A 23,295-nucleotide genomic window follows, 5' to 3' on the forward strand; every position below is an offset into this window, starting at 1 on the left:
CTACCTAATTATGGTGAAAAACCCGACGGGTGGAGACCCTCTGGAAAGCGTGTCAAGCGGGGCCTGTACCAAACGGCAAAGGGGTGGTTGGTCAACGCTGAGGCGAATGCTGCCGCCAACCTGCTTAAGAAAGTCAGCAGAACCTTGGGGCTTTGCCTTCAGGAACTGTCTAGAGGCGCTTTGACAACGCCTTTGCGACGACCGTGTAAGAATCCCCCGCCTTCAGGCCGGGGAGGATGTCAATTGGTTAAGTCGTCAACCCAGGGATCCCATTGCCCCAAGGTGGTTGGCCAGCGCCCCCAGGCTGGCATAGACACCCTGGAGAGAGGCAAGGGCTTGATCCCAAAGGGTGTGGGTCAGCGACCACCTGTCCAACCCCATGGCACCGCACAACAGCAGCAAGTAGAGGTTGGCAAAGGTGAAGAGGGAGGTTGCCCGCTCCCGGCTGTGCGGCTCCTGGAGCAACTGCACCGCCTTCCAAATTAGAAGGGATCCCAGCAGGGTCGCCGCGCTCAAGTAAAAGGATCCCAGCACGTGCAAAGGGTAAACCAGCAGTAGACTGACCGGCACCAGCAACAGGGCGTAGAGAAGAATCTGGGCGGCAGTCGGCCTTTCTCCGGCCACCACCGGCAGCATCGGCACCCCGGCGCGGGCATAGTCTTCTCGCTTTAAAATCGCTAGGGCCCAGAAGTGGGGCGGGGTCCACAAAAAGATGAGGGCAAACATCACCCAAGCAGCCCAGCTCAGCTCGCCCGTAGCCGCTGCCCAGCCCACTAAAGGGGGGATCGCCCCCGCTGCTCCGCCGATGACGATGTTCTGGGGGCTGGAACGCTTCAGCCAGTGGGTATAGACCCCTACATACACCAGGATCCCCGCCATGGCCAAGCTGGCAGCCAGCAAATTGGTAAAACAGGCCAGCAAGCCAAAGGACATCACAGCCAGGATCCCGGCAAACCTCAGGGCATGGCGTGCCCGAATGCGGCCAGAAGGCAAAGGACGATGGCGGGTTCGCTCCATCATCCGATCAATATCGGCGTCGTACACCATGTTGATGACATTGGCTGCTGCCGCCGCCATCCCCCCCCCCAAGAGGGTGACGCCAAACTTGAAAGGATCCGTATTGCCCGCCATCCACATGGCTCCAGCCGTGGTCATCAGCAAGAGGGCGATGATCTTCGGCTTCACCAACTGGCTATAGCTGCGCAAAACCTGCGCAAGACTTTGGTGATGGCCAAAAGGGATCCCTGTCACCGTGTTCTGACAAGGATCTGGACGGTAGGTTTGAAGGATATCTGCCATGGAACTACTTGCCGTTGATTTCTGCGGCCGCGGCTACCCTCCGAGGGCTCCGGGGAGAGCTTCCTTCCTACTGGCTTTCAAGGCTGTTGCTCGTACGCCAGGCCAGCACCGTAAAGCCCAGCAAGCACCCCAGCAAAGCTGCCCCAATCATCTGGTGGGCTACCGTCAAGGGCTCCACCTGCAGCCGGTAGCGATAGGTAAGAACGCCAACCCCTACTTGCGCCAGCAAAAGGCCCACCGAACCATGGCCCAGCAGCTTGAGAATCCGCGGGAGCTGCCGGCGTCGCCAACTTGTGGCCACCGCCACCACCAACACCGCCAGTGTGGCCGGAGCCACCCCCAGCAAGTGACCGTTCATCACCCCGCACAGCTCGCCAGCAGCTAAGCACTGGTGCAACGCCCATTGGGAAGCCACCAAAGCTCCGAGAAGGCTCTGGACGTACACCAGCAGCACTGCCCCCAAGCCGAGCCAGGGCAAGTAGCCAACAGAAGCTCTCCCCTCCTCCGAAGGAGCGACGCTTGGCAGGGCCAGCAATCCCAAGGTGAGCAGCGTGGCAAAAAACAGCAGGCCCGTGCCCAGGTGAGCCGTCACAATGTCAAAGCGCAACAGCTCCGTTACCGTCAGCCCGCCCAGGATCCCTTGGGCCACGACCAAGACAAAAGCCCAGCTCAGGCCCCAGGGCAGCCAAGCGGGCAAGGCCTTGCGCTTCAGCCAGGCAAACCCCGTTAGCAGCAGGGTGGCCAAGCCCACCCCAGCAGCCACCAGGCGGTGAAACCACTCCAGAAACACCTGCAGGTTCATCTGCTCAGTGGGGACAAGCTCTCCATAGCAGAGGGGCCAATCTGGACAGGATAAGCCAGCATTCATGACTCGAGTGGCACTGCCCAGTCCCATCAACAGCCAAGTGGCCGCTGCTAAACCCAGCAAGGCTTGCCCCATGCGCAGGGAAAGCTCCCTAGACGGCAAGGGATGAGCGTGAGATTGGGAAATCGAAGAGTCCATCGCCGTTGAAAAAGTTATTGCAAGTCAATCCAAGCTCGGAATAATCTGCATAAAAAATAATCGAGATCGATACTTAAGCTATCCATTTCAGTTAGCGAACTTAAATAGGTCTTTGAGGTCTAACTGGCTCAGCATCTAGCTATAGGCAGACAAGGAGACTGACTCCCCTGTAACGGATCCTAAATGCAGACTTGCGGCTGGCGAAGGCTTTTTAAGAATTTCTTTGTGCTGAGCCACGCCTCCTCTGCATGCATCGTTCATCTTCCAGAAGCTCTGTCGATCCTGCCAATCAAGCCGCTCCCCTCTACCAATTCCCAGCGATGAAGATTCTGAAGAGATCCCTAAGCCTGGGCAATCCTCTCCAGCTCCCGTGACCTAAATGGATATGAAGGATGGGTGTGGCCCGCTTCGGCTCTGTTCGCAGAACAGATTTTGTCTAGGGCGGGCGTGCCTTGCATTTGCAGTGGGGAAGAGCAGTCGTGAGTGCGCTCAGTAACATCATTTTGGTGGGTATTGGGGTTCTGCTGACCCTGGCCAGCCTCTGGTATGGCCAGAATCACCATCTGCTTCCCGAAGCGGCAGCCAACTCAGCTCCCCTCTTCGATAGCCTCTTCAACAGCACCATCACCATCGCCACCGGCATCTTTCTAGTGGTGGAAGGGGTGCTCCTCTACTGTGTCATCCGCTACCGCAAGCGACGGGGGGAGCACGGCGACGGGGATCCCAGTCACGGCAATGTGCTGTTGGAGATCGTGTGGACAGCAGTGCCGGCTCTGATCATCCTTTGGTTGGGCCTAGCCAGCATAGATGTCTACCAGGCTATTTACGGAGGCACCAATGTGGGCGGGCATATGCACGCGGCCATGGGGATGGGCTCTTCCGAGGAAGCCAAGGCAGGGGAGCCGGGCTATGCCTATACCCCTGTGGTGCTACCTGGGAAAGAGATGGGCCAGCCGGATCTGGTCGTTCAGGTGCAGGGCATGCAATACGGTTGGCTGTTTACCTATGAATCGGGCTTGGTGACTAGTGAGCTGCACCTTCCCCTCAACAGGCGGGTGCGCTTGAATATGACGGCCCTTGATGTCAACCATGCCTTCTGGGTGCCGCAATTTCGCCTAAAGCAGGATCTCATTCCAGGCCGAGAGACCCACCTGGAGTTTGTGCCTACCCAGTTGGGGACTTACCCCATCATCTGCGCGGAGCTGTGCGGCCCCTACCACGGGGTGATGGCTACGCAATTGATTGTGGAAAGACCAGAAGACTTCGAGCGCTGGCAGCAGGAGCAACTTTTAGCCGCTCGCGGCGATAGCAGTGCCCTAGCTCTTGCTGCAGACTCTCCCCCCACTCACCATCACCCTCCGGCTGATTCCCCTGCGGCTGCTTCGGCTTTTGCCCAAGTCCACCACCAGCGTTTGGGGGTCTCGCCTGCGGATTTGACCTCTCTCAAACTCCACAAGGACTCCGTCCTGCTGACGCGAACGGGAACAGGCTGAAACTAGGAGCTTTTTTGCAATGACTCAGCTACAGGGCAATCCTAGCCTCGTTGCTGCCCCCAGGGGCAGCCTGGATCCGCCTGCAGAACCTTGGTGGCGCTTCTTGACCTTCTCTACGGATCACAAGGTCATCGGGATCCAGTATTTGGTGACCACCTTTTTCTTCTACTTGGTGGGGGGAGCGCTGGCTGTAGCAGTACGAGCCGAACTGGCTACCCCAGAGGCGGACTTTCTTGGCTTTGAGCGGTACAATGGCGCTTTTACCCTGCACGCCACGATCATGATCTTTTTGTGGATCGTGCCGGCTTTGGTGGGGGGCTTCGGCAATTACCTCGTGCCGCTGATGATTGGGGCACGGGACATGGCCTTTCCCAAGCTCAATGCAGTGGCCTTTTGGCTGGTTCCGCCTACTGGGATCTTGCTCTTGGCTAGCTTGTTTCTAGAACCCCCATCTGCTGGCTGGACTTCCTACCCGCCTCTGAGTTTAGTTAGCGGCAAGGTGGGGGAAGAGCTCTGGATCCTGAGTATCTTGCTGGCGGGGACGTCTTCAATCCTAGGCGCAGTTAACTTCATCACCACCATCCTGAAAATGCGCATGCCCGGCATGAGGATGCAGGACATGCCGCTGTTTTGCTGGGCCATGCTAGCAGCGTCTGTTCTCACCCTCATTGCAACACCGGTTTTGGCTGGCGCGTTGATCTTGCTGAGTTTTGACCTGTTGGCGGGCACGTCCTTTTTTAACCCCAGCGGTGGCGGGGATCCGGTGGTGTACCAGCACATGTTCTGGTTTTACTCCCACCCGGCGGTTTACATCATGATCTTGCCGGTCTTCGGTATCATCTCCGAGATTTTGCCGGTGCATGCCCGCAAGCCTATCTTTGCCTACAAGGCCATCGCCTATTCCAGCTTGGCTATTTGCTTTTTGGGGTTGATCGTCTGGGCGCACCACATGTTTACCAGCGGCACCCCGGACTGGATGCGGGTGTTCTTCATGATTGCCACTATGTCCGTTGCTGTTCCCACGGGGATCAAGGTGTTTAGTTGGCTAGCTACTTTGTGGGGCGGCAAAATCCACTTCCGGTCGGCCATGCTGTTTAGCCTTGGCTTTATCTCGATGTTTGTCATTGGGGGGTTGAGCGGCATTATCCTCGCTTCAGTGCCCCTGGATATCCACGTCCACGACACCTACTTTGTGGTGGCCCACCTACACTACGTGTTGTTTGGCGGCAGCGTGTTCGGGATCTATGCCGGCATCTACCACTGGTTCCCCAAGATGACCGGGCGGCTGCTGAACGAGTTCTGGGGGCGGGTGCATTTTGTGTTGACCTTTGTCGGCTTCAACATGTGCTTTTTGCCGATGCACAAGCTGGGCCTGATGGGCATGCCCCGCCGCGTGGCCCAGTACGACCCGCAATTTGCCGACCTCAACTGGATTAGCTCCGTGGGGGCTTTTGTTCTAGCCATTTCCACGCTGCCCTTCTTGGTGAACGCCATCTACTCCTGGGTGGCCGGGCCCAAGGCCGGCGACAACCCCTGGCAGGCTCTAACCCTGGAGTGGGCGACTTCTTCCCCGCCGCCTGCCCACAACTTCTACGGGGATCCCATTCTGCTGACCGGCCCCTACGACTACGGCCTGCACAGCAAGGAGACTTTGGATTACTTTGCCGCCCAGTTGCAGAGCTTGCGGGAGCTGGCGTTGGCGGAAGCAAAGCCTACGACTTCTTCTTAGCAGGGGGTCTCCATCTTCTACTCACCGGGCATTCCAGTCTTGATCCCGGCTGGGCTGGCCACACGGTCTCAGGAATTCTAAGGTTCGATTGGTTTATTTTTTGAGTGGAGAAGAATATGCAAGGATCCCTTGCTGCTGATGCCTTGATAGCCGGCCACACTCAGGCCCACACCGCTCACGCTGAGCACCCAGATCATCGCATTTTTGGTCTGCTGATGTTCTTGGTGGCGGAAGGCTGCTTATTCTTGGGCCTGTTCATGGCCTACTTGGCTTACAGCCTCACGGCCCCCGTCTGGCCGCCGGAAGGGACGCCGGAGCGGGAATTGCTCTTGCCTGGGATCAACACGGCGATTTTGCTCGCCAGCAGCTTGGTTATCCACCAGGCCAAGCCCGCCATCCAGGCCAATAACGTCAAGGGGCTACGGCTGTGGTTTGCCCTCACTGCCCTGATGGGTGCGATTTTCTTGGCCGGGCAGCTCTACGAGTACAGCCACCTGGAGTTTGGCCTTACCACCAACTTGTTTGCCAGCACCTTCTATGTCTTGACCGGGTTTCACGGGCTACATGTGGCGGCGGGGCTGCTGTTTATTTTGGCGGTGCTTTGGCGATCCCTGAAGCCGGGTCACTACAGCGCCCAACACTACTTTGGCGTCGAGGCTGCTGAGATCTACTGGCACTTTGTGGATGGGGTTTGGATTGTGCTGTTTATCCTGCTCTACCTACTCTGAGTTCCGAAGAGGGATCCTCCCTGGTGAAGGATCTGATCCCGGTGGGTAGGCTGCCCGTTGCTAGAACTGTCCCTGAACGAAAAGGCTCAGGATTTCTGGAGAATGGCCACAATCTGGATCAGAGCCTCTTGAAACACTTCTCGCTCCGGTTGACCTTGCTTGAGCTGATACTCCAGTTGTAAAAGTTGCTGCATCACCTGCAGCAGCGCCGAGCTTTTTAGGGATCCCACCTCTTTTTGGAGAAAATAAACCCGGTTGGGATTGGCAATCTCTGCTTTTTGGGCGATGACTTTGGGATCCCGTTCTCCCTCCTCCAGCAATAGCTTTACCCACAGCCAGGTGCGAAATTGCCCCACCAACACCGCCAGGATCTTCAGGGCCGGCTCGTTGTGATCCAAAAGATGGGCCAGGATGCGCAGGGCCTGATCCAAGTTGCCCTGGCGCAGGGAGGCGGCCAGTTGAAAGCTGTTGTAGGCGCTGGCGGGCACCAAAGCCTCGATTTGCTCAGGGGAGATGGGATCCCGTTGGTTGACCGTAAACAAAGCCAGCTTTTCCAGTTCCATCGCCAAGCGGCGGGAGTCGTTGCCCACGGCTTCCGCCAACTTCTGGGCTGCCTCTGGGCTGAGCTTGAGATCCCGCTGCCGGGCCTCGCTGTATACCTGCCTCAGGATACCCTCTTCATCCCAGGGGGCCAGTTGGGGAAACTCGCGGGCAAGGGCCACTTGCTTGAGGAGCTTGGTGGATTTGAGCCGTCCATCGGGCTTGTTGCGGGTGGTCAACAACAAATGGGTGGTGGGGGGTAAAGAGGCTAACGTCCGCTCCAGTTCCCTTACCCACTCTTCCGGACAATCCTGGGTGAGCGTCGTCTCTTCCAGCCAAACCAGGCGAGCGTTGGATCCCAGGGGCGGGGTCATGGCCAGGTTAAGTCCGGCCAGTGTGGACTCCGGCGGCAGGCGATCGTAGTTAAAAGCGGCCCAGTCGGGATCCAGCACTTGCTCCCGCAACTGGTGCACCGCCTGCATCAGCCGATAGGTGTCATCTCCCCAGTAAAGGTAGACAGGCATACTCCCCCAAGTCCCCTCAGCTTGGTCTCCAGCTTTTTTCCGTAGTTTCTCTAGGCGTTATTTTGCTTACGTTAATCAGCGGCAGGTTCCGGATCTTTATCCGGGATCTTCCGGAGAAAGCCTGGCCAAGTTTCAGCTTCTTTTCTCTCTAAAAAAACGCCAGCTTTGCATGATCTAGCTTGGCAAATTCTGTATTCCCACTGAAGAACTATCATCAATCTTCTCCTAAGCTGGGCTTAGAGACGGGGTTGGAGGGAGGGCTGCAAGCGTATGGACACCATTGGCGAACTGGAGTTCAAGGTGCAGGTTTTAGCCCGCTGCCTGGGATCTGCTCTGGGTTTAGGCCGGCCTATTCGTGTGCAAATTCATTATTGTAATCCCCAAGTCTTCAATGCAGGCCAGTTGGGAGCAGGGGTTTCCCCTTTCAACTCTGAAGAGGTTGGGAAATCCCAGCCCCACCCGCTAGCCTCGTTTGCCTAAAGGGCGCTTCGAGGTCGGCGAGGCAGCTAACTCTAGCAATGAGTCTGCGAGTTCTAGAAGGGGGATCCCGCTTGCCTTCCCGCCCTTGCCCCTGTTCGCTGGGGAGATAAACTCGGAAGATAGGCCTGAAGCACAAGTGCCCAGGGCGCTGGAAGGAGCCATGGAACGAGCAACGCGACTGTGGCGCGGCCTGCTGCTGCGGGATTTTCCTATCGAGTCCTGGTGGCAGGGCAGCCTTTTAAGCCGAGTGTCGGGATCCCTGCGGAGTTGGGGCAAAAGCAGCCTACTGGTGCAAACCTCTGACTGGATCGGTTTGGGCCTGGTGCTGCTGTATTGGGTCTTTTCGGCGCAAAGCTCCACCGGCATCCTAGGTCTGATTTTGCTGGCCATGGCGGCGCTTGTGGTCTTGGGCTGGCTGGTGGAAACCCCAACTTGGCTGCCCGTCCATCTGCCCCTAGGCCTGTTTTGGGGAATTGCCACCCTGGCCACGATCCTTTCGCCGGTTCCCTATGCAGCGCGGGAGGGCTGGCTGAAGTTGACGCTCTACCTGGCCGGCTATCTGCTGCTGCAGCGTCTGCTTCGCCAACTGCAGTTTCGGGATTGGATCGTCGGATCCCTGCTTTTGGTCAGCTTGGCGATGGGGATCCATGGCCTGCGGCAATACTTATATGGGGCAGCGGAACTGGCCACCTGGGTGGATCCGGAGTCGGGTTTGGCGGGTCTGACGCGGGTGTACAGCTATCTGCGCAATCCAAATCTGTATGGGGGCTACTTGATCCCGGTCATTCCTCTGGGGCTGGCCGCCACTTGGATTTGGCCCAGTTGGGGGGCGAAACTCCTGGCCGGGTTTACGACGGCGGTGAACCTGATTTGCCTGTTGCTCACCTACAGTCGTGGCGCCTGGATTGGGGGGCTGGCCATGCTCACCCTGATGGCCGTGCTGTTGGCACAGTGGCATTCTGTCGATTTGCCGGCTCGTTGGCGGCGTTGGGCCTTGCCGGTTCTGTTGAGTGGAGGGGGGGCTGCTCTGTTGCTCGGGATCCTGACGGTACGCTCCCTGCGGCTGCGGGTGCAGAGCCTTTTTTGGGGGCGGCTAGACACCAGCAACAACTTTCGCCTCAATGTCTGGGCGGCGGTCTTGGACATGATCCGCGACTTTCCCATCTTGGGGATCGGCCCCGGCAATGTTGCCTTTAACCGCGTCTATCCCCTCTACCAACGAGGCAACTTCAGCGCCCTCGGAGCCTATTCGGTGCCGCTGCAGCTCACCGTGGAGACTGGCTTCATCGGCTCCTTAACTTTCGCCTGGTTCCTCTTGGTGCTCTGGGATCACGGCTGGAGATGCTGGAAAACTTTGCTCAACTTGCGGGATCCCCAGGGTCTGTGGGTGGCAGCGGGCTTGGCTGCTTGCACCGGCATGATGGTCCACGGCTTGGTGGATACCATCTGGTATCGTCCCCAGGTACAAATGCTGTGGTGGCTTGCGGTAGCGCTCATTACAGCCAGCTTGGCCTCTCTTAGCCCTCAGCCGCCCGTGGATGTTGGTGAGACCCCATCGGAGACTTCCTCCCGTTAGGGTAGCTTAAGCTTGACCTTCCAGTCTTGACGGGAGCCAACCCAGAGTGGTAAGCATCTTCAGTAGGAGATAAAAAATGTATCCGTTTTTACAATTCACAGGTGTTGGTAGTGTTAGAAATTAGCGGAACTGTTCAGGGTGCAGGAGGCACATGAAAAAAATCGAGGCGGTGATCCGGCCATTTAAGTTGGATGAGGTCAAAATTGCTTTGGTCAATGCCGGGATTGTCGGCATGACCGTAAGTGAAGTACGGGGTTTTGGCCGGCAAAAGGGACAAACCGAGCGTTACCGGGGATCCGAGTACACGGTAGAGTTCCTACAAAAGCTGAAAGTGGAGATCGTGGTCGAAGATGACCTGGTGGATACGGTGGTGGAGAAGCTGATTGCAGCGGCTCGCACCGGCGAAATTGGGGACGGCAAGATTTTCATCAGCCCCGTCGAAAAAACCATCCGCATCCGCACTGGCGAACTCAACCAAGATGCCCTGTAAGGAGGGATCTTTGGGGTTTGGGCTACCCGTCCTGAGCCTTGTGGGGGTTTGCTGCATGTCTCTTTTGCTGTATCTCTGATGAGGTGTTCTTGCCCCACTTTCCGGGTAACGTCTTTTGAGAAGTACTGTCCCTTTAGGTGAGTCCAAAAGCATGAGTACAACAATGATCCAAAAGCTCAAGAGCCAGGTGCCCCAGTGGCTCTGGCGACCGGCCAGGTGGAGTCTGACTGCTGCTCTAATGGCTGCGCTGGTCTTTCTATTCGGCCAGGGAACTGCCTTTGCTCAAGAGGCCGAGGCAGTTCAGAAACACGCTGACATTGTTTGGACGATCGTGGCAGCAGCCTTGGTGTTCTTCATGCAGGCGGGGTTCGCCATGGTGGAGACGGGCTTTACCCGCGCCAAGAACGCCGCCAACATCATGATGAAGAACTTGATGGACTTCTGCATGGGCTGTTGCGCCTTCTGGTTCATCGGGTTTGGCCTCATGTTCGGCAAAAGTACTGGCTTCTTCGGCACTGACTGGTTTGCTTTTGGCTGGCAGCAGGCTTACGAGGCAGATGGCTGGCCCTTTACTTTCTTTGTCTTCCAGATGGTGTTTGCCGCTACCGCCGCCACCATTGTTTCCGGAGCGATGGCAGAGCGCACCAAGTTCTTGGCCTACTTGATCTACTCCATCGTTATTTCTGGGCTAATCTACCCCATCTCTGGGGGTTGGGCCTGGAACGGGCTGTTCGGCGACTACAACGGCGGCACCAAGGGCTGGTTGGAAAACCTGGGCTACATTGATTTCGCTGGATCGGGGGTGGTGCATTTGGTAGGCGGCGCTGCGGCCTTGGCAGGCGCCATTGTGCTCGGCCCTCGCATTGGCAAGTACGGCCCCAATGGAGAGCCGCGGGCTATTCCCGGCCACAACCTGCCGCTGGGGATGTTGGGGGTGTTTATCCTCGCCTTGGGCTGGATCGGGTTTAATGCCGGTTCCACCACTGCAGCCTCTGTCGATATTGGCTGGATTGCCATGAATACGCTGCTGGCAGCTTCGGCTGGAGCAATTGGGGCGATGTTCACCTCTTGGGTTCATTTTGGCAAGCCGGATATGACCTTTGCCGCCAACGGTGTCCTGGCCGGCTTGGTGGGGATCACTGCCCCTTGCGATAGCGTCCATCCTTTGGGTGCTCTGATCATCGGCTCGGTGGCCGGGATTCTGGTGGTGATTTCGGTGGTGATTTTGGATACGGTGCTGAAGGTTGACGACCCGGTGGGGGCCATCTCGGTACACGGTACCTGCGGCATTTGGGGACTCTTGGCAGCCGGGATCCCTTGGTTTGCCCACGCCGATTCAGGGGTGACCTGGGCGCAATTTGGGGTGCAGGTGGTGGGGGCTTTGGCCTATTTCTTCTGGCCCTTTATCACCTGCTTGATCCTGTTTTTGATCCTCAAGGCAACCGTTGGCCTGCGCACCAGCGCTGAAGAGGAGCTGGCCGGCTTGGATGTGGGCGAGCACGGCAACATAGCCTACCCCGACTTCGTTACTGCTGCCACCGAGGTGGAGGGAGCTTGAGCTTTTGCGCTCGGTTCGACGGGAGGCTGTCGGATCTGAGCGACACAGGACTGAAAATCAAGAGAGGGGGTCAGGTCTGGCCCTCTCTTTTGTGGCTTGTTGATGTATTTGGTGGCATTGGTGTAGGTGGTTACGGGTAGGAGGGGAGAAATAGCTCAAAATCGAGGTGTGGGACTTGGAATCGAGATGAAAAGTCAGATAGGTGAGACTGTTTTCTCTCGTCTTCGGCAGGGGATCCTTTTGGGTTTGAGGACAGGGGGGAAAGTCCTGCTGGGGATTGGAGCTTTGCTGGGGTTGGGAAGTTTGGTTGCCCCGCCTGCTCTGGCCCAGACGGATCTCACGGCTCTGGAACAGGCTCTCCCACCCGAGGCTTGGGCTGAGCTACAAACCTTACTGAAAACTCAGCAATACCACGCCGACATCGTCTGGACAACGGTGGCCGGGGCGCTGGTGTTTTTCATGCAGGCGGGCTTTGCCATGGTGGAGGCAGGCTTCACGCGGGCTAAAAATGCTACCAACATTGTCCTGAAGAACCTGATGGACTTCTGCTTCGGGGCCTGCGCTTTTTGGTTTTTGGGGTTTGGGCTGATGTTCGGATCCCATGTGGCCGGTTTTTTGGGCACCAACTGGTTTTTTTTCAACTGGCAACAGGGAGCTGAAGCCGGCAGTCAAAACGATGCTTGGCCTTTCACGTTCTTCTGTTTCCAACTGGTGTTTGCCGCCACCGCTGCCACCATTGTCTCCGGGGCAATGGCGGAACGCACCCGCTTTTTGGCTTATTTGATTTACTCCATCGTCATCTCTGGGGCGATCTACCCGATTTCCGGGGGCTGGGCCTGGAATGGCCTGTTTGCCGACTACAACGGTGGTACAGCCGGCTGGCTGGAAAACCTGGGCTACATTGACTTTGCCGGGTCGGGGGTGGTGCACTTGGTGGGTGGGGCTGCAGCTTTTGCGGGAACTTTGGTGTTGGGGCCGCGCTTGGGCAAGTATGGTCCCAATGGGGAGCCGCGGGCTATTCCCGGGCATAGCTTACCCTTGGGCATGTTGGGGGCGTTGATCCTGTGGCTGGGCTGGATTGGCTTTAATGCCGGCTCTACAACGGCAGCGATTCCTGATATTGGCTGGATTGCTTTCAATACCTATTTGGCCGGGGCGGCAGGAGCCATCGGCGCTCTCTGTACTTCCTGGGCCATTTTTACCAAGCCGGACATGACGTTTGCAGCCAATGGGACACTGGCGGGGCTGGTGGGCATTACTGCTCCTTGCAACACTGTTCATCCTTTGGGGGCAATCCTTATCGGCTCGGTGGCCGGGGTGTTGGTGGTGTTGTCGGTGCTGTTTATCGAGGGCACCTTGAAGGTGGATGACCCGGTGGGGGCGGTGTCGGTACATGGGGTGTGCGGCGCTTGGGGGGTCATTGCTGCAGGGATCCCGTGGTTTGCCCATGCGGAAGCGGGGGTGACTTGGGCGGTGTTGCCGGTACAGATTCTGGGGGTTATTGCCCTGGGAGGATGGTCTTTTATCTGTTGTCTGGCTTTGTTTTTGATTTTGAAGGGCACCATCGGTCTGCGCGTCTCGGCAGAAGAAGAGTTGGCCGGCTTGGATATTGGCGAGCACGGCAACATTGCCTACCCTGACTTTGTCACTGCTTCGGGAGAGTTGGAAGGTTGAGTTGAGCAGTACACTGGGATCCGGTTGGATGCGCTTTTGGATCCCATGCACCTGTTGATCCCGGCGGCTGGCAGCGGCAAGCGGATGGGGGCGGCGGTCAACAAGCTGTTGCTGCCCCTTTTGGGCCAGCCTATCTTGACTTGGACGTTGCAGGCGGCGGATCGGGCCCGTTCCATCGAGTGGATCGGCATTCTCTCTCAGCCCGGCGACTGGCCGGCCATAGAGCAGATCCTGGCGTCCATCGAGCTGGCCACGCCGGTGCAGCTTCTGCAAGGGGGGGCGACGCGGCAGGAGTCGGTTTACAGGGGGGTGGAGTATCTCTATGGGCGGGGAACGGTGGAGCGGGTATTGATTCACGATGGGGCCCGCTGCTTGGCCACCCCTGAATTGTTCGATCGCTGCAGCGCTGCCTTGGAGCAGGTGGACGGCTTGATTGCGGCGATCCCTGTCAAGGACACGATCAAGGTCACCGAGACCGGCCCCAAGGGGATCCAAATCCAATCGACACCGGAGCGCAGCCGGCTGTGGGCAGCCCAAACGCCGCAGGGGTTTCGCCTGTCGCTGTTGTGGCAAGCCCATCGGGAGGCGCTGGCCCAGGGGTGGCAGGTAACCGATGACGCAGCCCTATTCGAGAAGCTGGGTTGGCCGGTTTACATCGTGGAAGGGGAGGAGTCTAACCTGAAGTTAACCACCCCCTGGGATCTGGTGCTGGCCGAGCAAATTCTCCAGCAGCGCCTTGAGCTGGCGCGCTAGCTCAACTCACTATGGCGATGGCCCTGACGCAGAGCCGCCTTTTGCCACACCCGACTGCGCCAGCGGCTGAGCAACAGGCCGGCCAAGCCGGCGACATAGATCAGCATGGCCAACCAGCCCCCCACAGCCCCCCATCCCAACCCCGGCAGGAAGGGGATCCAACTGTGGGAAAAGATCAGCATCTGCGCCAAAGGCAAGAAAAAGAGCCAGCTCATCCCGAGCATGATCGCCATGGGGGCCCGCACGTCTCCCGCGCCGCGCAGGGATCCCGCGGCAGAGAAGTTGATGCCATCGAAGAGAAACGAAACCGCGATGATCTGCAAAAGCCTCCCCCCCAACTCCACAATCGCCGCGGCGTTGGCATCTGTCCCGGCCACGAACAGGCCGAGCAAGGCTTCTCTAAAAAGCGCCAGCCCGCCGCCGATCACGGCCATGTAGCCGACCGTCCAGGCTATCACCGCATTCCCCAAGCGCATCGCCCAAGCCGGCTGCCCGGCGCCAACGGCCTGGCCCACCAGGACGGTTGCCGCCTGTTCCAAGCCGAGGGCCGGCAAATAGGCAAAGCGAGACAACATCAGACACAGGTGGGCCGTTGCCCCCTCCACAGCCCCCAACTGGCCCAGCAGCAACTGAAACACCGTGAAAGAGCTCATGTCCGCCAAAGCGTAGATCCCCATGGGCAGGCCCAGCCGCAGCAAGGGCCGCAGGGACTTGTGAGCCAAAAGCCAGGTTTGCCGCGTAGCGTAGTCGCGCTGGATCCAGGCCGAGAGAAACAGCAGCAGGTAAAGGGCCAGCTCCCCGTATTCCGACAGGATCGTGCCCCAGGCGGCTCCGGCAATCCCCCAGCCCAGGCCGAAAATGAACAGGGCATTGAGGATGCCGTTGAACAGCACGCTCCAGCCACTCACAGGGTGATCCAGGTGCAACCAATGCCGTTAAAAAAACCCGCCAAGGCAAAGCTGCCCAAGAGAGCGGATCCCCCCCAAACGCGAACTTGCCAATAATCTGCCGCTTGCTCCGCCACCCCCGCCGGCAGGGGCAGCCCTGAATACAGCAAGCTCCCCAACAGCGACAAGAGGCCACAAAGGGGCAATAGGCCCAACCCCAGCTCAACTCCCGACCAGGCATAGCGAGAGGCCCCCTTCGGATCTCCGCCGGCGTAGGTTTGCGCCACCAAGGTTTGCACTGCTCGCCCCAGACTCATGAAAGGGGTCAAGGCCACTTGGGTGGGCAACCAAGCGGCGTTCATCCCGGCCAAGGCTTGGCTGGAGATCTGGCCGATAAACCAGGTGTCGGTTATGCCCATCAGCGCCTGAATGCCAGCGCTGAGCGCCAAGGGCATCGCCAACCTCAGCACAACCCCATGATCCACCCCTGGGATCCCGCGGGCATCCAGCCGCTGCGCTACAACTCCCATGTCCTCCCTGCTCGCCCGTGGCACGCAAAAGCGCGCAACCCTCTGCCCAGGCAGCCTGTATTCTATTGTACTACACATAATACAGGCCAGGTCAAGGGACAGAGCCTGCAGGGGATCCCATCCTCGGGGGTAGCCCTCTGCTGCTAGGATGGGAAGAAACCCGATGAGCCAACCGACTTCGTCCTACTGGCCGGTGCACATTGTCGGCGCCGGCCCTGGGGATCCCGAGCTGATTACCCTGCGCGGCCAGAGAGTACTCTCAGAAGCAGATGTAGTATTCTATACCGGCTCTTTGATGCCGGAGGGGCTGCTGGCCCATTGTCGCCCCGACGTGGAGGCCATCGACACGCGCTCCCTCACCTTGGAAACGCTGCTGCCCCAGATGGTGGAGCGGGTTAAGGCGGGGCGGCGGGTGGTGCGGCTGCAGGATGGGGATCCGTCTCTTTACGGCGCTCTGCACGAGTTGCTGATTCGGCTGGCGGAGGCCGGGATCCCCTTTGAGATCGTGCCGGGGGTGAGCGCCTTTCAACTGGCAGCCGCCCGTTTGCAGGTGGAGCTAACGGTGCCGGAGCTGGTGCAGACGGTCATCCTCACCCGCGCCAGCGGTCGGACGCGCGTGCCGGAAGCAGAAGCCCTGGCCAGCCTGGCGGCCCACCGCGCCTCTTTGTGTCTGTATCTGAGCGCCCGCCATGTGGAACAGGCCCAGGCGGATCTAATGACCCACTATCCCGCCGATACCCCTGTGGCCATCTGCTACCGTCTGGGCTGGCCGGACGAGCGGATCTGGCTGGGATCCCTGGCGGAGATGGCGGCCCTCACCCGGCAAGCCGGCCTAGAGCGCACCGTGCTCTACCTCATCAGTCCCGCCCTACGGGGCTTGGCAGGAGCCGGCTCGGCCCGCTCGCGGCTCTACAGCCCTGACCACGCCCACCTCTTCCGTCCCAAACGGCACCGTTAGACTCTACTGCAACTGGCTTTTTTAGGACTTGCCTTGGAGGCCCCCGGCCTGTCGCAGCTACTTTGGGCACCTGGGCGTGTTGCCCTGCTGGTCAGCGAAAAAGGCCGCCAGCCCCCGCCCAAGACCTACCCTGCTGCCGGTGGAGGGAGCAGGTTCCGGCAGAACTGGGCGGGGCAGCCGTCGAAATCCACCCGCTTGATCTGGGAGATGAGGAGGCCCTGCCTTGCCCCGCCGTTGCAGCCCAGAGAACAGGGTTAAGATTAAGTTAGTTAGCTTGGGCCTAGCCAGATTGGCCGGAAGGAGCCGTAGCCCCTGGAGGGTGGGGATAGGGCTCTGGCCCAAGCAGCGACCAAGCGGGAACGACAATGCCTCTCGACAACCTGCGCGGACTTTATCAGCAAGTCATCCTGGAACGCTACAGAAAGCCCCGCAACTTCGGCAGGGTCGATCCGGTTCATCGTCGCCAACGCGGCCATAACCCCTCCTGTGGCGACACCATCGACCTCACCTTGCAATTGGATCCCGGCCAGGAGCGGATTGCCGATATCAAATTTGAGGGAGAGGGCTGCGCCATTGCCCTGGCTTCTGCCGATCTTATGGCCGATGCCGTGCGCGGGCGCACCATCCCCGAAGCGCTGCAGTTGGTCGAGCGCTTCCAGGCCATGATGCGCGGCGGCGAAGAGTTTCCGCGGGAGTACCGCTCCCTCAATGCCATGAAGGGAGTTGCCCAGTTCCCGGTACGCATCAAGTGCGCCAACCTGGCCTGGCATGCCCTCAAACACGCCCTGGAATCGCCCGCACCCAGTGGATCCCCGGACAACCCAGGTTTTGTGAGCAACGAAGACGCCGACTAGGTTCCGACCTCCGGGCGGCAATGGAGGGGATCCCTGTAATCCAGAGAACTCCTGGGATCAGGGATGCCCGGGCTGCCTCTTTGCTCGGCTGGGAGCCAATGACCTCACCAGCAAGCCCTTCAACGCCGCCACCCTGGCCGCCGCAACCGCGGCTCTGCTGAGCTGGGATCCCTGAACTCACCCCACAGCTCCGTGGGATCCCCGCCGCTATCCGCCAAATGGCGTAGAAAAATCCTAGAAATCGCGTACGTGGATTCTCGGTGTTTTCCGTTTTTTTACGGATATTTGGGCTATGATGGGGACGTAAACGTTGGAAATGCGGAGGAAATACAGATGCAAGCTGGTGTAGATCTAACGCTAGATTACCGTACTTACCGCTTGGCGGCGTTGCTGAGCGAGCACTTTCCCATGGGGGAGCTACTGGGGGTTTCCCTCAAGTGGCAGGACGATGCTTCTGCTGTAGACAAGCTGCAGACTGAGGTCGCCCGTTCCTGGAGGGAGCAGATCGAGCAGCGCTATCTCGTTCCTCGGCACAAGTAATCGGGAACTCTCGAACGAACCCTCTCAAACGGAAACGACCATGAATGCCTCTTTGAATTCTCTCCCTGTTGCTCCGGCCCTTAGTATCGAAGCAATCGTGGAGCAAGTTTTCCGCAGCGGCTTTCTCAGTTTGCAGCAAGAAAACCTCATCAACGAGCTGCTCTTTCAGCGGCGCTACTCTGAGGCCGACTTGGAAATGCTGGATCGCCTGACTTTGGCGTTGCTGAACCAGCAAGTCGAAGCGGACAAACCTTCTGTAGCAAAAGCTGCCTGACCGGCAAAACGCATCAAGTTCCTCCAAAGCAAAAGGGGATCCACAAAGGATCCCCTCACCTGTCGATATTGAGTTAGAACCTTTGGGCTGCAGCGGCTGGGTGTGAGGGCTAGACCGCAACCGTCTTCTTCACCTGAGCCGCCAAAGCGCCAGAAGCATACTTGGCCGCCATCTCGTCCAGGGTAACCACCGGGACTTTGGTGCCGTGGCCGGCACAGCCGAAGGCGATGTAGCGCTCGGCGCACACTTTTTGCATTTCCTTGATAGAAGGCTTGAGGAAAGAGCGGGGATCAAAGTCCTTCGGATTCTCGGCCAGGGCGCGGCGCACCGCAGCCGTGATGGCCAGACGGTTGTCGGTGTCGATGTTAACTTTGCGCACTCCGTTTTTGATGCCCCGCTGAATTTCTTCCAGCGGCACACCGTAGGTTTCGGGAATGGAGCCGCCGTACTGGTTGATGATGTCGATGAGCTCCTTGGGCACCGACGAGGAACCGTGCATCACCAGGTGGGTGTTGGGCAGGCGGCGGTGGATCTCGGCGATGCGCTCCATGTCGAGAATGTCGCCCGTGGGCTTGCGGGAGAACTTGTAGGCGCCGTGGCTGGTGCCGATGGCCACAGCCAGCGCATCCACTTGGGTTTGCTCCACAAAGTCCACGGCTTGATCCGGATCGGTGAGCAGTTGGTCGTGGCTGAGGGCCCCTTCAGCGCCGTGGCCATCTTCTGCTTCCCCGCGGCCTGTCTCCAGGGATCCCAGGCAGCCCAGTTCTCCTTCCACGCTCACGCCGACAGCGTGGGCCACCTTCACCACCTCGGCAGTAACGGCCACGTTGTACTCATAGCTGGCCGGCGTTTTGGCGTCTTCTTTGAGGGAGCCATCCATCATGACGCTGGTGAAGCCGTTGCGGATGGCGGAGTAGCAGGTGGCGGGGCTGTTGCCGTGGTCTTGGTGCATGGCGACGGGAATGTGGGGATAGGTTTCCACTGCCGCCAGGATCAGGTGGCGCAAAAAGTGCTCGCCCGCATACTTGCGCGCCCCTCGAGAGGCTTGCAGGATGACTGGACTGTTGGTTTCATGGGCAGCTTGCATGATTGCTTGAATCTGCTCCATGTTGTTAACGTTGAAAGCCGGAATGCCGTAGTCATGTTCGGCGGCATGATCCAGCAGGATCCGCATGGGAACGAGAGCCATCGGTTACCTCCTGAGGTGCTGACCTGATGCGTGTGAGATTTGCTTACCGTTAATCTTAAGGTATCTTTTACGTTTTGCGGGATGTGACCCCGGAGATTTGGGGATTTCGCCAAAGCCTCCTTGCCACTATTGGCCGCAATGCTCGCGCTGAGGCGCAACGATCCCGCTGCGCTCTCCAGATACACTAGACATGGGTAGAGCGGGGTGCGCTCCGAGGTAAACGTCGCCTTGTCTACGCCCGCCTGTTAACTTCTAGCTTTTTGTGGACATTATTTTCGCCTTTCGTTTTGCATTTTGTCTTGTTTGTCCGGAGGATTGAGAAGGTGCATTGTAATCCGTGGCCAATCCTGGGCGCGAGCTGGGGAAGGACTTTGTCGGGCCGGGGTAGAAGACTGCGTCCCGACGACGCGAAAGGACTCCGTCCCGCTGACGCAATCGGTTTGGCCATAGCCTGCTGGGCAGTGGTGGGCCTTCCATCGGCGGCATGGGGGATCCCTGGGCAATCGCCGGATCAAGCGGCGGCCTGGGTGAGAAATAATCCTGTGCTGCGGCCCCGCCCGGGCGAAACCTTGAACATTCACCGCGTGGAGCCGGATGGATCCCGATTTACCTTTTTGGCCTCGGTGGCCCCGCCGGGCCGGATCATCAACCCGCTGGATCGGGAGACGATTCGCTCGGAGCGCATGACCTTCTTTCGCCCGCAAGGGCTGACGGCAGAGGATCTTTTCCAAGCCATTCGCGAGATCTACGGGCCGGAGATCGCCGCCGATTTGGATCGGGCGGTGGAGGTGATCCGCTACCCGGCCCCTGAAGCCTTGGCCAACAATCCCGGCTACAGTCTTGCCCTGGCCACCCAAGGCGTGGTGCTGCGGGGGGATCAGTTTGTCTATTGGCTGGAGCTAACACAAAACCCGGATGGCCGCGTGCAGCAGGGCCAGGTGTGGGTGTTCCAAGAAGAATGGCTACCCAAGGTGGAAGGGGAGTTGGCCGAACGCTTTCCCCTACAGGTGATGAGCCGCTGAGCTGGGTTTGCAACTTCCCTTGGGCGGGCGGAGGTTCGCGGCTGCTGGGATCCGCCCCTGAATCCAGCACCGGCATCCAAGCTTCTTAGAACTGACAGCCAGGGGTTGGGGGCACGGCTGTGGTTTTGCTGGTTGGCCTCACGTTGTTCGGCAGCGCCTTTTGCCTTTTTTGGGGGCAGTTGTTGGTGGGCAAATTGCTGCTGCCGCTCTGGGGGGGATCCCCCCTGGTTTGGAATACCTGCCTGGTCTTTTTCCAGCTCGCTTTGCTGCTGGGCTACCTGTGGGCAGACCGGCTGGGGCGAGGGCTCGCTCCCGGCTGGGGCGTGCTGCTGCACGGGATCCTCCTGCTGGCGGGGCTGAAGTTTTTGCCCTTTCAGTTTGGGATCCCTGGCCAACTGGAAGGGGTCTTCCCTTCCCTAGCTCTGTTGGCTGACTTGACAGCAAGGGCGGGAGTACCCTTGCTTCTCCTGTCGGGGACGACGCCGTTGCTGCAGCGGGCGCTGGGAGAGGCGAAAAGGGATCCCTACGGGCTCTACGTGGCCAGCAATGCCGGCAGCCTAGCGGGGCTGCTGGGCTATCCGCTGCTCTTGGAGCCGCGGTTGTCTCTGTCGGGGCAAACCCACCTGTGGACGGGATCCTACGCTCTGGTCGCAGCGCTGGTGCTGCTGGGTGGGGTGGGGCTCATGCTGAACGGGCGGGAGGTGACTTTCCCGAGGGGAGATCCCGTGGAGGAGATCCCCCCCGTCTCCTGGCGGGAGCGTTGGCGCTGGGCCGGCTGGGCCTTTTTGCCGGCGGGCCTGTTGGTGGCGGCCACCACCCTCTTGACCACCGACGTGGCGGCGGTGCCCCTGCTGTGGGCCGTTCCCCTGAGCCTTTACCTCATGACCTTCATACTGGCCTTCGGCGGCCTCTACCCCAATGACTTGGCTTTAGGGACAACGGCTCTGCTGGCCTGTGGAGCGCTAGGGGCCCAGGTTCTGGGCTGGGCGAGACCTTGGTTTTGGGTGTTGCCGCTACATCTGGGGGCTTTTGGCCTGGTGAGCTGGGCCTGTCACAGTCAGTTGGCCAGATCCCGTCCACCCGCCCAGCAGTTGACGCAGTTTTACCTGTGGCTGGCTGTGGGAGGCAGCTTGGGAGGGCTGTTCTCCGCTTTGCTGGCGCCGCAGATGTTTGAGACCTTACTGGAGTACCCCCTGCTCTTGGGGGTGTCGCTGGCGGCCTTAGCGGCACGGGGAGGGCGGCTGGGCCTGTCGCTAGGGCTGGGGTTGCTCTTGCCTTTGTTGCTGTTGGGCTTTCGTCCTCAGGCGCTCTTTCGCCTTGGAGCCGCTGGGGGCTTGGCTCTGGGGATGGCCCTTCTGGGGTCTGTAGGAGAAGGCAGCAGAAGGCGCTGGGTGGGAACAGGGATGGGTCTAGTGTTGCTGCTAGGACAAACCTGGCTGCCGCCGGGGCTCCAGGTGGTGGCCGAGGAGCGCAGCGCCTTTGGCCTCCACCGGATTGTGGAATACCACGCTGAGGACGGATCCTTCCGCAGCCTGCTCCACGGCACCACCCTGCACGGCAGCCAAAACCTGGATCCCCAAAAGGCCCTGGAGCCGCTCACCTATTTTTCCCGCGAGGGGCCGGTGGGTCAGGTGTTCCAGCGGTGGCGGGCGCAGCCGCCCTCTTCTCCGGCCCAGGTGGCGGTGCTGGGGCTGGGGATCGGCACCTTGGCCGCCTACGCCGAGCCAGGGGATGAGTGGACGTTTTTCGAGTTGGATCCCACCGTGGCCGACTGGGCGGGCCGCTACTTCCCCTATCTCGATTGGGCCAGCCGGCGGGCGCAGGTGCGGGTGATCTTGGGCGATGCCCGGCTCCGCCTGCAAGGGATCCCCGATGGCAGCTACGACCTGATGGTGATAGATGCCTTCAGCTCCGACGCCGTGCCGGTGCATCTGCTTACCCAGGAGGCCCTGACCCTCTACCTCCGCAAGCTCAAGCCCCAGGGCTGGCTGCTCTTTAACATCACCAACCGCCACCTGGACTTGGCGCCAGTGCTGGCCGCCTTGGCAAGAGCATTGCGGCTTCCCGCCTGGCAGCAAGCCCATGAAGAGCTCACCGCCGCCCAGCGCCGGGCAGGGCTAGCCCCTTCCCACTGGGTGCTGATGGCCAAAAGCCCTGGTGGCCGGCAAGACTGGGATCCCTGGCAGCCCCTTTTGCCCCAAGCTGGGGATCCCCTCTGGCGAGATGATTTTTCCAACCTGCTACATGTAATCCGCTGGCCCCAGCTTCCCCTGCTGGGAGATATCCAGATCCCAGCTCCGAAGCAGAATCCGGCTGTTATCGCTGCGCGACGCTTCGGCAATGCGTCAGCCTTATTCAGCAAGACGGCTAAAGAAATCTTTACAATGCAGATTTAGTATGAGTTATGATTGTTTGAAGCATAACTAATGTCTGCTCAGGAGCCTGGCTTATGTCTCCTTCAACCCTGCAAGCCCCTACTGTCGATTGGCAAGCCGTCATGGCTGAAGCCTCTGGAGCTTGTTTCGTGGCCATCGGCGGCAGCTTGCGGCCCAATTCTTTGACTTATCAGGCGCTAGAGGTGGTGCGGCGCGAGTTTGAGAGGTTGAGGCTTCTCTTGCACATCCTCGACCTGCGGCAAATGAAGTTGCCCTTTGCCGATGGTTCGGAATCCTACCCGGACTATCCCGACGTGGAGGTTTTGCGGGCAACAATGAAGCGGGCCGATGGGATCATCCTGGCTAGCCCTGAGTACCACGGCGGCATCAGCGGCAGCCTGAAGAATGCTCTCGATCTCTTGAGCTTTGAACACTTAGAGGGCAAGGTCTTCGGGCTGATCAGCGTTTTGGGCGGTGAGAGCAACAGCAATACCCTCAACCAGATGCGTTTAATTGTGCGGTGGGTGCATGGCTGGGCGATCCCGGAGCAGATTGCCATTGGTCGGGCTTGGAGCGCCTTCGATGAGCAGGGCAACCTCAAGGACGAAAACCTACGCCAGCGCTTGCAACGCTTTGTGCAGAGCTTGGTCACCAACACCTCCAAACTGCGCGGGTCCCGGCTCCCAGCTCCTTGAAAAGGGCCTAGGTTCCCCAGCAGCCCCATTTTCAAGAGGGGCTTCCCCTTTCCTGGGAGAGGGGCTGACGCCCAAGTAACGGCATGGCTAAGGTGGGCCAAGAGAAAGCTGCGGCCGCTTTCCC

The 23,295-nt window shown here is 59.4% G+C and carries 21 protein-coding genes; 15 read left to right on the plus strand and 6 right to left on the minus strand.

All coding sequences use genetic code 11. The annotated features are described in order from the left end of the window. Nucleotides 1-255 precede the first annotated feature (255 nt). Together SYN65AY6A5_RS03950 and SYN65AY6A5_RS03955 are read right to left on the minus strand one after the other, a co-directional pair. Nucleotides 256-1,251: a heme o synthase gene (locus tag SYN65AY6A5_RS03950; RefSeq protein WP_011430360.1), complete on the minus strand. Its 996-nt coding sequence runs from the start codon at nt 1,249-1,251 to the stop codon at nt 256-258. A gap of 115 nt (nt 1,252-1,366) precedes the next feature. Beyond that, nucleotides 1,367-2,239 (minus strand): COX15/CtaA family protein, encoded by an 873-nt coding sequence (locus tag SYN65AY6A5_RS03955; RefSeq protein WP_240530977.1) that lies wholly within the window; start codon nt 2,237-2,239, stop codon nt 1,367-1,369. 542 nt (nt 2,240-2,781) lie between these two features. On the opposite strand from SYN65AY6A5_RS03955, the gene SYN65AY6A5_RS03960 reads away from it, so the two are divergent. From SYN65AY6A5_RS03960 to SYN65AY6A5_RS03970, 3 genes are all read left to right on the plus strand, one after another. After that, nucleotides 2,782-3,795, plus strand: coding sequence for a cytochrome c oxidase subunit II (locus tag SYN65AY6A5_RS03960; protein WP_099812093.1), 1,014 nt, complete (start codon nt 2,782-2,784; stop codon nt 3,793-3,795). 19 nt (nt 3,796-3,814) lie between these two features. Then, nucleotides 3,815-5,524, plus strand: a complete 1,710-nt coding sequence (gene ctaD, locus SYN65AY6A5_RS03965; protein WP_099883944.1) for a cytochrome c oxidase subunit I — start codon at nt 3,815-3,817, stop codon at nt 5,522-5,524. 116 nt (nt 5,525-5,640) lie between these two features. Next, nucleotides 5,641-6,252 (plus strand): heme-copper oxidase subunit III, encoded by a 612-nt coding sequence (locus SYN65AY6A5_RS03970; RefSeq protein ID WP_011430356.1) that lies wholly within the window; start codon nt 5,641-5,643, stop codon nt 6,250-6,252. Nucleotides 6,253-6,338: 86 nt separating this feature from the next. On the opposite strand, the gene holA is transcribed toward SYN65AY6A5_RS03970, so the two are convergent. Beyond that, nucleotides 6,339-7,316 (minus strand): DNA polymerase III subunit delta, encoded by a 978-nt coding sequence (gene holA, locus SYN65AY6A5_RS03975; RefSeq protein ID WP_011430355.1) that lies wholly within the window; start codon nt 7,314-7,316, stop codon nt 6,339-6,341. Between the two features lie 640 nt (nt 7,317-7,956). Between holA and SYN65AY6A5_RS03985 the strand changes: the two genes are divergently transcribed. The 5 genes from SYN65AY6A5_RS03985 (at nt 7,957) to ispD (ending at nt 13,847) form a co-directional block, all read left to right on the plus strand. Next, entirely contained in the window at nt 7,957-9,372 is a 1,416-nt protein-coding gene (locus SYN65AY6A5_RS03985) for an IctB family putative bicarbonate transporter (protein ID WP_099883946.1), read from the plus strand. A 151-nt stretch (nt 9,373-9,523) separates the two neighbouring features. After that, a complete protein-coding gene (locus SYN65AY6A5_RS03990; protein WP_011430352.1) occupies nt 9,524-9,862 on the plus strand; it encodes a P-II family nitrogen regulator in 339 nt (112 codons plus the stop codon). A 151-nt stretch (nt 9,863-10,013) separates the two neighbouring features. After that, nucleotides 10,014-11,420: an ammonium transporter gene (locus SYN65AY6A5_RS03995; protein WP_099812096.1), complete on the plus strand. Its 1,407-nt coding sequence runs from the start codon at nt 10,014-10,016 to the stop codon at nt 11,418-11,420. A 303-nt stretch (nt 11,421-11,723) separates the two neighbouring features. Further along, nucleotides 11,724-13,094 carry an ammonium transporter gene (locus tag SYN65AY6A5_RS04000; protein ID WP_240527655.1) on the plus strand — a complete coding sequence of 457 codons (1,371 nt, stop codon included), beginning with the start codon at nt 11,724-11,726 and terminating at the stop codon, nt 13,092-13,094. Nucleotides 13,095-13,139: 45 nt separating this feature from the next. Next, nucleotides 13,140-13,847 carry a 2-C-methyl-D-erythritol 4-phosphate cytidylyltransferase gene (gene ispD, locus SYN65AY6A5_RS04005; protein WP_099813180.1) on the plus strand — a complete coding sequence of 236 codons (708 nt, stop codon included), beginning with the start codon at nt 13,140-13,142 and terminating at the stop codon, nt 13,845-13,847. On the opposite strand, the gene SYN65AY6A5_RS04010 is transcribed toward ispD, so the two are convergent. Together SYN65AY6A5_RS04010 and SYN65AY6A5_RS04015 are read right to left on the minus strand one after the other, a co-directional pair. Continuing rightward, complete coding sequence (locus SYN65AY6A5_RS04010) at nt 13,844-14,755, minus strand: MATE family efflux transporter (protein ID WP_041438348.1); 912 nt, start codon at nt 14,753-14,755, stop codon at nt 13,844-13,846. The two genes, ispD and SYN65AY6A5_RS04010, sit on opposite strands and share 4 nt — an antisense overlap. After that, the gene (locus tag SYN65AY6A5_RS04015) at nt 14,752-15,264 is read right to left on the minus strand and encodes an MATE family efflux transporter (RefSeq protein ID WP_041438346.1); all 513 of its coding nucleotides are present in this window, start codon (nt 15,262-15,264) and stop codon (nt 14,752-14,754) included. The genes SYN65AY6A5_RS04010 and SYN65AY6A5_RS04015 overlap by 4 nt, the downstream gene beginning before the upstream one ends. A 163-nt stretch (nt 15,265-15,427) precedes the next feature. Here SYN65AY6A5_RS04015 and cobM point away from each other — a divergent pair, with 163 nt between their 5' ends. The 4 genes from cobM to SYN65AY6A5_RS04035 all read left to right on the plus strand — a co-directional run bounded on the left by cobM (nt 15,428) and on the right by SYN65AY6A5_RS04035 (nt 17,890). After that, the gene (gene cobM, locus SYN65AY6A5_RS04020) at nt 15,428-16,222 is read left to right on the plus strand and encodes a precorrin-4 C(11)-methyltransferase (RefSeq protein WP_099812099.1); all 795 of its coding nucleotides are present in this window, start codon (nt 15,428-15,430) and stop codon (nt 16,220-16,222) included. 365 nt (nt 16,223-16,587) lie between these two features. Continuing rightward, on the plus strand, nt 16,588-17,076 hold the full coding sequence (gene sufU / locus SYN65AY6A5_RS04025; RefSeq protein WP_011430348.1) for a Fe-S cluster assembly sulfur transfer protein SufU: 489 nt from the start codon (nt 16,588-16,590) through the stop codon (nt 17,074-17,076). A gap of 333 nt (nt 17,077-17,409) precedes the next feature. After that, the gene (locus tag SYN65AY6A5_RS04030) at nt 17,410-17,616 is read left to right on the plus strand and encodes a hypothetical protein (RefSeq protein ID WP_099834884.1); all 207 of its coding nucleotides are present in this window, start codon (nt 17,410-17,412) and stop codon (nt 17,614-17,616) included. Between the two features lie 40 nt (nt 17,617-17,656). Then, nucleotides 17,657-17,890 (plus strand): hypothetical protein, encoded by a 234-nt coding sequence (locus SYN65AY6A5_RS04035; protein WP_011430346.1) that lies wholly within the window; start codon nt 17,657-17,659, stop codon nt 17,888-17,890. 109 nt (nt 17,891-17,999) lie between these two features. On the opposite strand, the gene fba is transcribed toward SYN65AY6A5_RS04035, so the two are convergent. Then, a complete protein-coding gene (fba, locus tag SYN65AY6A5_RS04040; RefSeq protein ID WP_011430345.1) occupies nt 18,000-19,079 on the minus strand; it encodes a class II fructose-bisphosphate aldolase in 1,080 nt (359 codons plus the stop codon). A 464-nt stretch (nt 19,080-19,543) separates the two neighbouring features. Between fba and SYN65AY6A5_RS04045 the strand changes: the two genes are divergently transcribed. The 3 genes from SYN65AY6A5_RS04045 (at nt 19,544) to SYN65AY6A5_RS04055 (ending at nt 23,171) form a co-directional block, all read left to right on the plus strand. After that, nucleotides 19,544-20,101: a hypothetical protein gene (locus SYN65AY6A5_RS04045; protein WP_228375204.1), complete on the plus strand. Its 558-nt coding sequence runs from the start codon at nt 19,544-19,546 to the stop codon at nt 20,099-20,101. A 119-nt stretch (nt 20,102-20,220) separates the two neighbouring features. Further along, nucleotides 20,221-22,497, plus strand: a complete 2,277-nt coding sequence (locus SYN65AY6A5_RS04050) for a fused MFS/spermidine synthase (protein WP_011430342.1) — start codon at nt 20,221-20,223, stop codon at nt 22,495-22,497. Nucleotides 22,498-22,550: 53 nt separating this feature from the next. Continuing rightward, a complete protein-coding gene (locus SYN65AY6A5_RS04055; protein ID WP_240527366.1) occupies nt 22,551-23,171 on the plus strand; it encodes an NADPH-dependent FMN reductase in 621 nt (206 codons plus the stop codon). Nucleotides 23,172-23,295: the final 124 nt, after the last annotated feature.

Source organism: Synechococcus sp. 65AY6A5 (assembly GCF_002760415.1).
Taxonomy (GTDB): domain Bacteria; phylum Cyanobacteriota; class Cyanobacteriia; order Thermostichales; family Thermostichaceae; genus Thermostichus.